The organism is Acetobacter senegalensis (assembly GCF_001499615.1).
Lineage (GTDB): Bacteria > Pseudomonadota > Alphaproteobacteria > Acetobacterales > Acetobacteraceae > Acetobacter > Acetobacter senegalensis.
Genome location: NZ_LN606600.1, coordinates 2,778,290 through 2,792,005 on the forward strand (window position 1 = coordinate 2,778,290; position 13,716 = coordinate 2,792,005).

10 protein-coding genes are annotated in these 13,716 nt (G+C 57.6%); 8 read left to right on the forward strand and 2 right to left on the reverse strand.

All coding sequences use genetic code 11. The annotated features are described in order from the left end of the window. The first annotated feature begins 147 nt into the window (after nucleotides 1-147). Nucleotides 148-486, forward strand: a complete 339-nt coding sequence (locus ASN_RS12950) for a P-II family nitrogen regulator (RefSeq protein WP_006557470.1) — start codon at nucleotides 148-150, stop codon at nucleotides 484-486. 115 nt (nucleotides 487-601) lie between these two features. Then, on the forward strand, nucleotides 602-2,047 hold the full coding sequence (glnA, locus tag ASN_RS12955; protein WP_006557469.1) for a type I glutamate--ammonia ligase: 1,446 nt from the start codon (nucleotides 602-604) through the stop codon (nucleotides 2,045-2,047). A 232-nt stretch (nucleotides 2,048-2,279) separates the two neighbouring features. Here glnA and ASN_RS12960 read toward each other — a convergent pair whose 3' ends face one another. Both ASN_RS12960 and ASN_RS12965 read right to left on the reverse strand, forming a co-directional pair. Further along, on the reverse strand, nucleotides 2,280-3,515 hold the full coding sequence (locus ASN_RS12960; RefSeq protein WP_099048380.1) for an aldose epimerase family protein: 1,236 nt from the start codon (nucleotides 3,513-3,515) through the stop codon (nucleotides 2,280-2,282). A 141-nt stretch (nucleotides 3,516-3,656) separates the two neighbouring features. Continuing rightward, complete coding sequence (locus ASN_RS12965) at nucleotides 3,657-5,021, reverse strand: 8-oxoguanine deaminase (protein WP_082666685.1); 1,365 nt, start codon at nucleotides 5,019-5,021, stop codon at nucleotides 3,657-3,659. A 292-nt stretch (nucleotides 5,022-5,313) separates the two neighbouring features. Here ASN_RS12965 and ASN_RS12970 point away from each other — a divergent pair, with 292 nt between their 5' ends. From ASN_RS12970 to lepA, 6 genes are all read left to right on the forward strand, one after another. Beyond that, on the forward strand, nucleotides 5,314-7,725 hold the full coding sequence (locus tag ASN_RS12970; RefSeq protein WP_058988426.1) for a glucose/quinate/shikimate family membrane-bound PQQ-dependent dehydrogenase: 2,412 nt from the start codon (nucleotides 5,314-5,316) through the stop codon (nucleotides 7,723-7,725). A gap of 248 nt (nucleotides 7,726-7,973) precedes the next feature. Then, a complete protein-coding gene (locus tag ASN_RS12975) occupies nucleotides 7,974-8,831 on the forward strand; it encodes an NmrA family NAD(P)-binding protein (protein ID WP_058988427.1) in 858 nt (285 codons plus the stop codon). Nucleotides 8,832-8,894: 63 nt separating this feature from the next. Next, nucleotides 8,895-10,517, forward strand: coding sequence for an ABC-F family ATP-binding cassette domain-containing protein (locus ASN_RS12980; RefSeq protein ID WP_058988428.1), 1,623 nt, complete (start codon nucleotides 8,895-8,897; stop codon nucleotides 10,515-10,517). A gap of 55 nt (nucleotides 10,518-10,572) precedes the next feature. Beyond that, nucleotides 10,573-10,839: a hypothetical protein gene (locus tag ASN_RS12985; RefSeq protein ID WP_006557463.1), complete on the forward strand. Its 267-nt coding sequence runs from the start codon at nucleotides 10,573-10,575 to the stop codon at nucleotides 10,837-10,839. Continuing rightward, nucleotides 10,836-11,720: a helix-turn-helix transcriptional regulator gene (locus ASN_RS12990; RefSeq protein WP_058988429.1), complete on the forward strand. Its 885-nt coding sequence runs from the start codon at nucleotides 10,836-10,838 to the stop codon at nucleotides 11,718-11,720. Before ASN_RS12985 ends, ASN_RS12990 begins: the two co-directional genes overlap by 4 nt. A 128-nt stretch (nucleotides 11,721-11,848) precedes the next feature. Then, nucleotides 11,849-13,654: a translation elongation factor 4 gene (lepA, locus tag ASN_RS12995; protein ID WP_035378060.1), complete on the forward strand. Its 1,806-nt coding sequence runs from the start codon at nucleotides 11,849-11,851 to the stop codon at nucleotides 13,652-13,654. Nucleotides 13,655-13,716: the final 62 nt, after the last annotated feature.

Sequence of the window (13,716 nt, forward strand, 5' to 3'; positions counted from 1 at the left end):
CTATTTCCTATCTGCCCGATTGCTCCGGTGGCCAACCCGTGCAAGTTTGGATGCGTTCGGCTTGAGCGTCCATGCCCTCACGGGTGCGGCAGCAGTGAAGACGGACCCCTCAAACAGGGTACAGCAGTGATATATTGATGACGTGACATGAGAAAGATCGAGGCCATCATAAAGCCGTTCAAGCTGGATGAAGTGAAGGAAGCCCTTCATGAACTCGGCCTGCAGGGTATTACCGTGATCGAAGCCAAGGGCTTTGGCCGGCAGAAAGGGCACACGGAACTGTATCGTGGCGCGGAATATATTGTTGATTTCCTGCCCAAGATGAAAATTGAGGTTGTCTGCCCCGCCAGTCTGGTGGAACGGGCGGTTGAGGCGATATCCGCCGCGGCCCGCACAGGACGAATCGGGGATGGCAAGATCTTTATCCTTCCGGTGGAAGACGTGGTGCGAATCCGCACGGGGGAAAGAGGAGAAGATGCCATCTGATGGCTGTCCGGCCCTTATGCGGGTTCAGGATATGCCGCAGGGCATGGCGTGCGTTTGATAATCCTAGCTGTGCTGGAAGAGTTCCGGTGCGCAACAGGTTGTAGGTGAAGAGAGAATGGTGAAAAAGACAACGTCTGCGAGTGATGCCAAAGCCGCAGCAATTGCCAAGGTGTTTGACCTGATTCAGGAGAATTCGGTTGAACTGGTTGACCTGCGCTTTACAGATCCGCGCGGCAAGTGGCACCACACCACGCAGTACGTCACCACGATTGAGGACGATACCTTTACCGAAGGCTTCATGTTTGATGGGTCTTCCATTGCTGGCTGGAAAGCCATCAACGAAAGCGACATGGTTCTGCTGCCGGACCCTGAAACCGCAGTAATGGACCCGTTCTCTGCCCGTCCGCAGTTGATCCTGTTCTGTGACATTATCGAGCCGTCCACCGGGCAGCCCTATAACCGTGACCCGCGCTCCACCGCCAAGCTGGCAGAACAGTATCTGAAGTCCACCGGGCTGGGTGATACAGCGTTCTTTGGTCCGGAAGCCGAATTCTTTATCTTTGATAACGTGCTCTTTGGCACCGGCCCCAATTTCGGCAAGTTCCAGCTGGACAGCATTGAAGGGCCTGGCGCTTCCCTGAAGGAATATCCGGAAGGCAACATGGGCCACCGTCCGGGCGTGAAGGGCGGCTATTTCCCCGTTGCTCCGGTGGACAGCGAATCCGACCTGCGTGCGGAAATGCTGGCAACCATGGGTGAAATGGGCCTGCCGATCGAAAAGCACCACCATGAAGTGGCGCAGTCCCAGCACGAACTGGGCACCAAGTTCGATACGCTGGTGCGTTCTGCTGACTTTATGCAGATCTACAAATACTGTATCCACAACGTCGCGCAGTCCTACGGCAAGACCGCAACGTTCATGCCCAAGCCCATTTATGGGGATAACGGCTCCGGCATGCATGTTCACCAGTCCATCTGGAAAGACGGCAAGCCGACCTTTGCTGGCAATGGCTATGCTGACCTGTCTGATACCGCGCTGTACTACATCGGCGGCATCATCAAGCACGCCAAGGCGCTGAACGCGTTCACCAACCCCTCCACCAACTCCTACAAGCGTCTGATTCCGGGGTTTGAAGCACCTGTGCTGCTGGCTTATTCTGCCCGCAACCGGTCTGCGTCCTGCCGTATTCCTTACGCAACCAACCCCAAGGCAAAGCGTGTTGAAGTCCGCTTCCCGGACCCGACAGCTAACCCCTATCTGGCCTTCGCTGCCATGCTGATGGCTGGTCTGGATGGTATCAAGAACAAGATCCACCCGGGCGATGCCATGGACAAGGATCTGTATGATCTTCCGCCGGAAGAACTGAAGCAGATCCCGACAGTTGCAGGCTCCCTGCGTGAAGCGCTGGAAGCGCTGCAGGCTGATCACGAGTTCCTGCTGGCTGGCGGTGTGTTCACCAAGGACCAGATTGAAAGCTACATCAACATCAAGTGGGAAGACGTGTATCGCTTCGAACACACGCCGCACCCGGTTGAATTTGAAATGTACTACTCCGTCTAATCAGTCTTCTCAGACCTTTTGGCGGATAGGAACGGGGCCTTCTTCGGGAGGCCCCGTTTTTTTGTGCTGTGCTTGGAGGGAAGCAAGGGTGAAGCCCGCCCCAGAGGCTCCTTCCAGGGGGTGCATCGGGGTGTTTTCTCCACAAAGAAATCTGGAGACCAGAAAGCAGAAGAGAAAAGCGGTCGTCCGTTTCCCAGGACGGACTTTCTTTCCCTCTTTCTCGCACCCCGTTTTATGGCGTTGTGGAGGTGCCCGCTATGCCAAACTGGAAGCTGGTGGTGTGGTCAAACTGCTCGCCGGGCCGCAGGGTGGTGGTTGGAAAAGCAGGATGATTGGGAGAGTCAGGATAATGCTGGGTTTCCAGTGCAATGGCATCCGTCTGGCGGTACGCGTGGCCTGAGGGGCCAGCATAGGTGCCATCCAGCGAATTTGACGTGTAAACCTGTATGCCCGGCTGCGTGGTGAATACCGAGAGCGTTCGGCCTGAGACCGGATCTGTTACCGTAGCGGCAAGGCGCTGGGTCTTGCCATCATATCCATTCACGATCCAGTTGTGATCATACCCGCGTCCGATCAGCATTTGAGGATGGTTGCTCCGCAGATGGTCGCCAATTCTATGAGGGGTGCGGAAATCCAGCGGTGTATTGCTGACGGACGCAATCTGCCCGGTGGGAATGGCTGCGTGATCAACCGGCGTGAAGGAGTCCGCGTTGATCTGGAGCGTATGGTTTTCAATGGACCCCGCACCTTCACCAGCGAGGTTGAAATAGCTGTGGTTGGTGAGATTTACCACGGTGGGCCGATCCGTGGTGGCGCGATAGCGAATATTCAGGCGGTTACTGTCATCCAGAATGTAATCCACCGTGGTGTGCAGCGTGCCGGGAAAGCCTTCTTCACCGTCCGGGCTGGTCAGGGTCAGTTCGGCCCCCACTGCATGGGGGAGGCCAGAGAGTTGGCGCACATGCCAGATTTTCTTGTCAAACCCGTTCAGGCCACCGTGCAGGGTGTTGGGTGGGTTGTTGACGGTTGTATGAATGGTCTGGCCATCCAGCGGAAAGGTTCCGTTGGCCAGCCGGTTGGCGTAACGGCCAATCAGGGCACCAAAATAGATGTTGGCGTGGGCGCTGTCCGTTTCATATCCCTCCAGAGTGGGGAACCCAAGCACCACATTGGCGGGATGGCCGTTGCGGTCGGGCACCGTAATGGCGGTAATGATCCCGCCATAGGAGAGAAACTGCACACTCATGCCGTGCGCATTGCGTAGCGTATAGCGCTGCACTTTCTGGCCGGAGGAAAGGGTGCCAAAAGCGTTGTGCTTAAAGGCGCTGGCAGCGTAGCTGTGCGGAGAGGATGTCATCATGCAGGTGGCCAGTGCTCCTAATCCCATCATCGTGCGGGCAAACAGGCTGCGCGCCTTCCTTGTATGAGTATAGTCACGGCAGATAGGGGCGGCAGCAAAAGAACGCATCATGAAGAAAGTCACCTCGCGGATAATCGTGTGTCCTCAAACGCACGAAAGGCCATGTCTGTTCAGAACATCGGGCACGATTACGGGTTTTCTGGCTGCTTTGTGAACACAGAGCGGGTGATATACTGCTTCAGGATTTCTTTACGCCTTTTCCAGTAGTTGACGGGCGAGGGTATTGTGGCGTTCCGCAAGCTGGATGGGATCATGGCTGACAAACGCGCCATCCCGCACCAGCACACGCCCGTTGACAATGGAGCACGCTACGCGTTGCGGTGTGCAGAACACCAGTGCGGCCACGGGGTCTGATTGCGCGCCCGCATGGTCTATGCCGCGCAGATCAAAGGCCACAATATCCGCTGCCATGCTTGGGGCCAGATGGCCAATGTCCTTTCTGCCCAGCACGGCGGCCCCACCACGGGTGGCAAGCTCCAGCACCTCGCGCGCCTGCATCATGGGGCGGTTATCCTCGGATTCCAGAAGGCGGCCGAGCAGCATGGCCTGCCGCGCTTCCCCCAACATGTGGCTTCCATCGTTTGAAGCCGAGCCATCAACGCCCAGCCCAACCCGCATGCCAGCGGCCACCATCTGCCGCACCGGGGCAATGCCGGAACCCAGCCGCATGTTGGAGCACGGGCAATGGGCCATGCCTGTGTGCGTTGCCCCAAAACGGCTGATGCCTGCCTGATCCAGCTTGACGCAATGGGCGTGCCATACATCCGGCCCAATCCAGCCCACATCTTCCGCGTATTCGGCAGGTGTCATGTTGAATGTCTGGCGGCTGTAGGCAATGTCACTGCTGTTTTCGGCCAGATGCGTGTGCAGCATGGTGCCTGTCGCCCGTGCCAGCGCGGCGGCTTCACGCATCAGATCCCGACTGACAGAGAAAGGCGAGCAGGGGGCCACCACCACACGCTGCATGGCCAGAGGCTGCGGGTCATGAAACGCTTCAATCACGCGCTGGGTGTCAGCCAGAATAGCCGCCTCGTCTTCCACTACGCTGTCTGGTGGCAGGCCGCCCTTGCTTTCCCCCACGCTCATGGCGCCTCGGGCGGCATGAAAACGCATACCCATCTGGGTAGCCGCTTCTATCTGATCATCCAGCCGGCTTCCGTTGGGGAACAGGTAAAGGTGATCGCTGGTGGTGGTGCAGCCGGACCACAGCAGTTCGGTCATGGCGGTGCAGGTGGACACACGGATCATCTCGGGGGTCAGCCCGGCCCAAAGGGGGTAGAGCGCTTGCAACCACCCGAACAGTGATGCGTTCTGCGCCGCAGGAATAACGCGCGTGAGGGTTTGGTACATGTGGTGGTGGGTGTTCACCATGCCGGGCATGACGACGTGGCCCGTCATGTCCAACACCTCATCAGCTTGGGGCAGCGGGTCCGTGGCAGACCCGATGGCCGCAATCTGTTTCCCCCGCACAAGCAGCCATCCGCCTTCCAGTTCTTCTCTCTGGGCGTTCATTGTTACCAGACGCAGGGCGTTTTTCAGCAGGATGGTGCGCATCAGTCTTTGCCTTGATGGGGGGAAAGTAGGGGGGCAGCAGTAGCACAAAAACAGGCATCCCACTGCGCATTCAGACGAAACGCGTGTGTGAACCGTCAGTTTTTTGAGTGCGGACCGACCGTCATTTATTTGGATTCTAAAAGAAATACAGGCACATTTTACGCACGCTTGTGAGGATGTGCTTCATCTGGAGGGACCTTCTTTTCGGATTTTTCCGAAACAATCATTCAGTTCTTTTATGAAGTGGGCTATTCCTATCCCACATTCCTCCTAACATTCATGGTTGATTTGCATGCCATCATCCTCTTCCCGGTCCGGGTTGCTCCTGAACTTAACCATTACGATCTTTGTACTGCTGGGTCTGTATCTGGCGGGCGGCGGAGCGTGGCTCGCGGCTTTGGGTGGCTCCTGGTTTTATCTGTTGAGCGGCATTGTGCTGCTGATTACAGCCATCATGCTGCTCAAGCGCTGGCGCGAGGCGCTGTGGGTTTACGCGGCGCTGGTGTTTGCCACCCTCATCTGGTCTGTGGCGGAAGCCGGATTTGATTTCTGGGCTCTGGCACCGCGTGGAGACGTTATTCTGCCGCTGGGCCTGCTGCTTCTACTGCCGTTTGTCTCGCGTGAGCTGCTGCCAGCCAGCCCGGCAAACTGCGTGCCGCTGGCTGTGGGCATTGTGGCGGGGCTGGCCGTCTATGGTTATGCGCTGACGCAGGACCCGCAGGATCTGGCAGGCACTCTGCCAACAGTGGCACAGCAGGGGCCAGCCGTAACACCGGGCGATGTGGCAGAAGCCCCGGCAGCGGATTGGCCTGCTTATGGCCGCACCCAGTTCGGCAACCGCTATTCCCCGCTCACACAGATTACGCCGGCCAACGTGAAGGATCTGAAGGTGGCGTGGGTGTTCCGCACGCATGACCTCAAGACCCCGAATGACCCCGGCGAAATTACGGATGAAGTCACGCCGATCAAGATCAGGGATACGCTTTATCTGTGCTCTCCACATCAGATCCTGTTTGCGTTGGACGCCGCAACCGGCAAGGAGAAGTGGAAATATGACCCGAAGCTGAAATACAACCCCAGCTTCCAGCACATGACCTGCCGTGGCGTTTCCTATGCCGAAGCGCATGAAGGGGATGTAACGGCTGATGGTTCTCCGGTGCCAACGGAATGTTCCCGCCGTGTCTTCCTGCCCACCAATGATGGCCGCCTGATTGCGCTGGATGCGGAAACGGGTGAAGCCTGCCGCGGCTTTGGCACGGAGGGTACGGTTGATCTGACTGATGGCATGCCGATGCGCGAACTGGGCTTTTATGAACCCACATCTCCGCCGGTTGTCACCAGCAAGGTAGTTATTGTTTCCGGCGCGGTGACGGACAATTACTCAACGCATGAGCCCTCAGGCGTAACGCGGGCGTATGATCTGTACAGCGGGCGACTGGTGTGGGCCTTTGATGCAGGTAACCCCAACCCGAACGAACTGCCCTCGGATACGCACCATTACGTGCCGAACTCCCCCAATTCCTGGATCACGTCTGCCTATGATGCCAAACTGAACCTGATCTACATTCCCACAGGCGTTGCAACGCCAGATATCTGGGGTGGGCATCGCTCGGCAGATCAGGAACGTTATGCATCCGGTATTCTGGCCCTGAATGGGGATACGGGCGAGAAGGTCTGGTTCTATCAGACTGTGCATCATGATCTGTGGGATATGGATATCCCGTCTCAGCCCAGTCTGGTGGATATCCGTCAGAAAGACGGAACGGTTGTGCCTGCACTGTATGCGCCGGCCAAAACCGGCAACATTTTTGTGCTGGACCGCCGTAACGGACACCTGATTGTGCCGGCTCCGGAAACCCCTGTGCCGCAGGGAGCCGCACCGGGAGACCATCTGGCAGCCACACAGCCGTTTTCCGAGCTGACGTTCCGGCCCAAGAAGAACCTGACCGATGCAGACATGTGGGGCGGCACGATGCTGGACCAGATGGTCTGCCGCATCATGTTCAAGCGGATGCGCTATGAAGGGCCTTTCACGCCGCCTTCCCTGCAGGGCACACTGGTGTTCCCCGGTAATCTGGGCATGTTTGAATGGGGCGGTCTTGCTGTTGACCCTGTGCGGCAGGTGGCGTTTGCCAACCCTATTGCCATCCCGTTCGTTTCTACGCTTATTCCGCGTGGGCCGGGTAACCCGGCACAACCGGGGCTGGTTTCTGGCGGTCCCTCTGGTTCAGAAACGGGTGTGCAGCCGCAATATGGCACGCCTTATGGCGTGGACCTGCACGCATTCCTCTCCCCGCTGGGCATTCCGTGCAAACAGCCGGGTTGGGGGTACGTGGCAGGGATTGATCTGAAGACTAACAAGATCATGTGGATGCACCGGAACGGCACCGTGCGCGACAGCTCTCCGCTGCCGCTGCCCTTCAAGGTGGGTATCCCCTCCCTTGGTGGACCGCTGACAACCGGGGGTGGCGTGGCGTTCCTGACATCCACGGCGGATTATTACATCCGCGCGTATGATGTCACGACCGGCAAGCAGCTCTGGCAGGACCGTCTGCCCGCCGGTGGTCAGTCTACCCCCATGACGTATGAAGCCAATGGCCGCCAGTTTGTGGTCACGGCTGATGGTGGCCACGGTTCCTTTGGCACCAAGCTGGGCGACTATATTGTGGCCTACGCACTGCCGGATGCGTCAGCCAAGCAGTAAGGCGCATTACGTCACGTAACGGCGCAAAAGGGGCGAGCAGGGCAACCTGTTCGCCCCTTTTTTATTCAGAGGGCAGCGTGCTTCAACATCACCAGATTGACCGGACCGAGTTTTTAGACAGCCCCCACAAGGCAGGATAAAGCGCACAGGTAGAGATCGACGTCTTTCGGGTTGCAGATGGATGCAAGCCTTCATGGCGCTCATGAAGAACCGGATCTGATTATGTGTTCAGGAAACAGGGGCAGAATATGTATGGAGTGCTTGGTGCAACAGGGCATGTCGGCCGCGCTGTTGCCAATACCCTGCTTGCGGCGGGGCAGCCCGTGACAGTTGTGACGCGCAATCTGCAAAAAGCGCAGGCATGGCGGCATAAGGGAGCCTCTGCCGCTGTTGTGGATGTTCTGGATACGCCCGCTCTGGCGGCTGTTTTCAAGACTGTCACGCGCGTTTTTCTGCTGAATCCGCCAGCAAATGTTGCGGCTGATACGGATACGGAGGAGCGCCGTTCTGTGCAGTCTATTCTTGCTGCGCTTGAGGGCGTATCCCTTGAAAAAATTGTCTTGCAGTCCACCTACGGCGCGCAACCAGGTCCGCACTGCGGAGACCTTGGGGTGCTGCATGAGTTTGAGGAAGGGGCCCGCGCCCTAGGCACACCTTTATGCTGTGTGCGTGCCGCATATTACATGAGCAACTGGGTTCCTCTGGCAAAACAGGCGAAGGAAACGGGGGTGTTTTCCACGCTGTTGCCGGTTGATCAGAAGGTGCCAATGGTCGCGCCTGAAGATGTGGGTGTGTTGGGTGCGCAGCTTCTTATGTCTTCTGTCGAGGAAACGGGTCTTTATGCGTGCGAAGGCCCGCATAACTATTCGCCGCGTGATGTTGCCGCAGTTTTCACTCAGGTTTTCGGCCGGGCGATACAGGCTACTTCCGTCCCGAAGGCAGATTGGCTGGCGTACTATCGGCAGAACGGGTTTTCCCAACAGGCAGCCAGATCATACGCGCATATGACGGAGCTGTTTCTTGAGCTGCCGTATGACCACTCTGCACCGCTCCATAAGGGCCCAACAGACCTTGAAGCCTATTTTCGGAGCGTATTTACGGGCTGATGCGGTTTACCTTTCGCGCCGGTTAGGGGTAAGTGCGCGGAACGATCCAGCCACGAGGACCCGATGATCCGTCTCGACACCATCAGCAAGCATAACGGCCAGCGCCTGATTTTCATTGAAGCCTCGGCTGCCTTGCAGAAAGGTGAGAAAGTCGGTCTGGTCGGGCCAAATGGGGCGGGGAAATCCACGCTGTTCCGCATGATCACCAAGCAGGATGAGCCCGATGAAGGGCAGGTGCTGATTGATCGCGGCGTGAGTATTGGCTTTTTCAGTCAGGATGTTGGGGAAATGGCCGGGCGCACTGCTGTTGCGGAAGTGATGGCCGGTGCAGGCCCCGTAGCGGAGGTTGCCGCAGAACTGGCTGAACTGGAAACGGCCATGGCGGACCCGGAGCAGTTTGATCAGCTTGATAGTATTATTGAACGCTTTGGTGAGGTTCAGGCCCGTTTTGAAGATCTGGGCGGCTACGCGCTGGAAGGTAAGGCGCGTGAAGTGTTGCACGGCCTTGGTTTCAGTCAGGAAATGATGGATGGCGATGTGGGCGCTCTTTCCGGCGGGTGGAAAATGCGCGTAGCACTGGGCCGTATTCTGCTCATGCGCCCCGATGTGATGCTGCTGGACGAACCAAGCAACCATCTGGACCTTGAAAGCCTGATCTGGCTTGAGCAATTTCTGGCGGGTTACGATGGCGCGTTGCTCATGACATCGCATGACCGTGCGTTCATGAACCGTATCATCAACAAGGTGATTGAAATTGACGGCGGAAACCTGAACAGCTTCTCAGGCGATTACGAGTTTTATGAACAGCAGCGCGCCCTGAACGAGAAGCAGCAGCAGGCGCAGTTTGAGCGCCAGCAGGCCATGCTGGCAAAGGAAGTCAGCTTTATTGAGCGTTTCAAGGCGCGGGCCTCGCACGCTGCGCAGGTGCAGAGCCGCGTGAAAAAGCTGGAAAAAATTGACCGGGTGGAGCCGCCAAAACGGCGTCAGACCCTTAGTTTCGAGTTTCCGCCTGCGCCGCGCTCAGGGGATATCGTGGCCAATTTCCAGGGCGTGGATAAAAGCTATGGCAGCCGGGTTATTTATAATGGGCTTGATCTGCTTATCCGCCGGGGTGAGCGCTGCTGTATTCTGGGGGTGAACGGGGCTGGTAAATCCACGCTGCTGAAGCTGGTGGCGGGCACCACCAAGCCTGATGCAGGCACGGTAACCATCGGCAGCAACGTGAAAATGGGATATTTTGCCCAGCACGCCATGGATCTTCTGGATGGAGATCTGACAATTTTTGAAACGCTGGAACGGGCCTTTCCTCTGGCCAATCAGGGCTCGTTGCGTGCTCTGGCCGGAGGCTTCGGCTTTTCTGGTGATGAAATTGAAAAATATTGTCGCGTGCTGTCAGGCGGTGAAAAGGCCCGACTAGTCATGGCCCTGATGCTGTATGATCCGCCAAACTTTCTGGTGCTGGATGAGCCCACCAACCATCTGGACATGGCAACCAAGGAAATGTTGATTACGGCGCTCGGCAATTATGAAGGCACCATGCTGTTTGTCTCCCATGACCGGCATTTTCTGGCGGCCCTCTCCAATCGGGTTCTGGAAATCACGCCGGAGGGTATTCACCAGTATGGTGGTGGCTACACGGAGTATGTGGCGCGCACTGGGCAGGAAGCCCCCGGCCTACACGCCTGAGGGAGCGTGATATCTTTTCTTGCTTCTGTAGCAGGGAAAGGTGATCCTCAGCACAATGTGGAACGAGCCCTATCTTGAAACCTGTTGCCGCTCTGCCCTGCATCGGCTGTGTCTGGCCGGATCAGTGGGGCGCCCGACAGGGCTGCGGGATGATCCGTGCCTGAAGCGCATGACGGAGATGGGCTTTGTGCACCAGACTCCAGAAGGCCGTTTTTTTGTGACGGATGAAGGTGCTGCCCGCCATACCAGCGAAGTGCTGAAAATTGCGCAGGCGCTTCCTCATCACCACGGTACCCGCAAAGCCACGCCTTCAGAACGATGATTCGCCCTGAAGATGTGTGGCAGGCGCTGGATTCTCTGGCGCTGGAACGGGGGCTTACGCCTTCTGGCCTTGCACGCGCCGCCGGATTGGATGCCACAACCTTTAATCCGTCGCGTCGGGTTGGGGCCAATGGGGCAGTGCGCTGGCCCGCGATGAACAGTCTGCTCAGGGCGCTTGCCGTGCTGCGTGTTTCACTCAGCACATTCGGGCAGCAGCTTGAACGGGGCGAAGGATCGGCAGATCAACGCCAAACGGTTCATCGCATGCGGAGTCTGCCCCTGTCTCGCTTGAAAGGGGCCGGGCTTTTCAATGAAGCGGGTCATCCTGCCGGGCTGGAGTGGGAAGATATCACTCTGCCGGGCGCTGCTCCCTTGGGCGCGTATGCGGTGCGGATTGATACAGACCGCATGGAGCCCATTTTGCGCGAGGGCAGTTCTCTTGTCGTGATGCCTGACCTACCACCCCGATGGTCTGATCGCGTTCTGATGGTTCGGTCGGATGCGGAGCCGGTGGTCGGTATATGGGATGGACTGTTCCCTCCCGGTATTACGCCCTTCGGTGGGAATGGGCCGTTTTCTTCCTCAAGGACTGTTCAGGCGGTGGCTTCTAGATGGTCAGGCGAGGAGGGAGTTGGAGCCGCTGGAGTAAACGCCGGTTTGTCTGAGAGCAACAAGATGGCTTCAGATGAGGCCGTTCCTGCTCAAGTGCGACCAGAATCCCCGCTACACCTACCGCCATCTGAAGATGATGTGCCTTTGTCTTTCGGTTCGGAGGGCGGTTCAGAGGTGGGGGCAGGGGACGCTCAAAACCCAAACCGTGTGCTGGTGCCAGACCATGCGGGGGGAGTATGGGTGCAGCGTATTATCATGGTGACAGTATAGCGTAGTCCCACTTGTGGATGCTGGAAGCACGAGCCTCCGCAGGTGTGCTGAAAAATTTACAGCAAAACAGGGGCTGGGCCGCGTGGAACTGGCTGACTTTTGTCTCCGTATCGCTTAAAGGGGGCATCATGACCGACACACCTCTTTCGCTCATCCGCAATTTCTCGATCATCGCTCATATTGATCATGGGAAATCGACTCTGGCTGACCGCCTGATTCAGGCTTGTGGAGCGCTGACCGCCCGCGAGATGACCAATCAGGTGCTCGACAACATGGATCTGGAGCGCGAGCGCGGGATCACCATCAAGGCGCAGACCGTAAGGCTGACCTATCCGGCCAAGGATGGGAAAACCTACGTGCTGAACCTGATGGACACGCCCGGACACGTGGACTTCGCGTATGAAGTCAGCCGGTCTCTGGCTGCGTGTGAAGGCTCCCTGCTGGTGGTTGATGCCTCACAGGGCGTAGAGGCGCAGACACTGGCCAACGTGTATCAGGCCATTGACGCCAATCATGAAATTGTGCCGGTGCTGAACAAGGTTGATCTACCTGCGGCAGAACCGGAACGGGTGAAGGCGCAGATTGAAGAAGTGATCGGCATCCCGGCTGATGATGCTGTGGAAATTTCAGCCAAGACCGGCCTGAATATTGAAGGCGTGCTGGAAGCCGTTGTTACCCGCCTGCCGCCGCCCACGGGCGATGCTGAAAAACCGCTTCAGGCCATGCTGGTGGATAGCTGGTATGACCCGTATCTGGGCGTGATCGTGCTTGTGCGTGTCAAGGAAGGTCGCCTGCAGAAGGGCATGAAGATGCGCATGATGTCCAGCGGGGCTGTGCATCAGATTGATCAGGTGGGTGTGTTCGCCCCGCGCATGATGGCAGTGGAAAGCCTCGGTCCGGGCGAGATGGGTTATATCAACGCCGCCATCAAGACCGTGGCCGACTGTAACGTGGGTGACACCATTACGGATGATCGTCGCCCGGCGGCAACTGCTCTGACAGGCTTCAAGCCCTCCATTCCGGTGGTCTGGTGCGGTCTGTTCCCCATTGTGGCGGATGATTTTGAAAAGCTGCGGGACAGCCTCTCCAAACTGCGCCTCAATGATGCCTCCTTCCATTATGAGGCAGAGACATCGGCGGCGCTGGGTTTTGGCTTCCGCTGCGGCTTCCTTGGCTTGCTGCATCTGGAAATCATTCAGGAACGCCTGTCCCGCGAGTTTGATCTGGATCTGATCGCCACGGCGCCGTCCGTCGTGTATCACATCACCCTTACCAACGGGCAGCAGGAAGAACTGCACAACCCGGCGGATATGCCTGATCTGTCCCTGATTGAGCGGATTGATGAACCGTGGATCAAGGCGACCATCATGGTGCCGGATGAATATCTGGGCGCGGTGCTGACATTGTGCACGGAACGGCGTGGTGTGCAGGTGGATCTCACGTATGTGGGCAACCGGGCTATGGCAGTTTATCGCCTGCCGCTGAACGAAGTGGTGTTCGATTTTTATGACCGCCTGAAGTCCCTGACGCGCGGTTATGCCAGCTTTGATTACCAGATGGATGGGTATGAGGAGAGCGATCTGGTGCGCATCTCCATTCTGGTGAATCAGGAGCCCGTTGATGCTCTTTCCTTCATTGCGCATCGGTCCGCCGCAGAAACCCGTGGCCGCGCGATCTGTGCCCGCCTGAAAGACCTGATCCCCCGCCAGTTGTTCAAGATCGCCATTCAGGCTGCCATTGGCAGCAAGGTGATTGCGCGTGAAACCATTGGCGCACTTTCCAAGGATGTGACGGCCAAATGTTATGGCGGTGATATCTCCCGTAAGCGCAAGCTGCTGGAAAAACAGAAGGAAGGGAAAAAGCGCATGCGGCAGTTTGGTAAAGTCGAAATCCCGCAAAGCGCCTTCCTTGCCGCACTCAAGATGGATGGCTAAGGGCGCTCTTTGGCCTTTCTCGTCAGGCCTTATGCAGAGGGGGAGAGCCTCTTCCGCATAAG

Coding starts and splice junctions, on each gene's coding strand:
- ASN_RS12985 (WP_006557463.1), top strand. CDS start 10,573: ATGTGGAACGAGCCCTATCTTGAAACCTGTTGCCGCTCTGCCCTGCAT.
- ASN_RS12975 (WP_058988427.1), top strand. CDS start 7,974: ATGTATGGAGTGCTTGGTGCAACAGGGCATGTCGGCCGCGCTGTTGCC.
- ASN_RS12960 (WP_099048380.1), bottom strand. CDS start 3,515: ATGCGTTCTTTTGCTGCCGCCCCTATCTGCCGTGACTATACTCATACA.
- ASN_RS12950 (WP_006557470.1), top strand. CDS start 148: ATGAGAAAGATCGAGGCCATCATAAAGCCGTTCAAGCTGGATGAAGTG.
- glnA (WP_006557469.1), top strand. CDS start 602: ATGGTGAAAAAGACAACGTCTGCGAGTGATGCCAAAGCCGCAGCAATT.
- lepA (WP_035378060.1), top strand. CDS start 11,849: ATGACCGACACACCTCTTTCGCTCATCCGCAATTTCTCGATCATCGCT.
- ASN_RS12970 (WP_058988426.1), top strand. CDS start 5,314: ATGCCATCATCCTCTTCCCGGTCCGGGTTGCTCCTGAACTTAACCATT.
- ASN_RS12980 (WP_058988428.1), top strand. CDS start 8,895: ATGATCCGTCTCGACACCATCAGCAAGCATAACGGCCAGCGCCTGATT.
- ASN_RS12990 (WP_058988429.1), top strand. CDS start 10,836: ATGATTCGCCCTGAAGATGTGTGGCAGGCGCTGGATTCTCTGGCGCTG.
- ASN_RS12965 (WP_082666685.1), bottom strand. CDS start 5,021: ATGCGCACCATCCTGCTGAAAAACGCCCTGCGTCTGGTAACAATGAAC.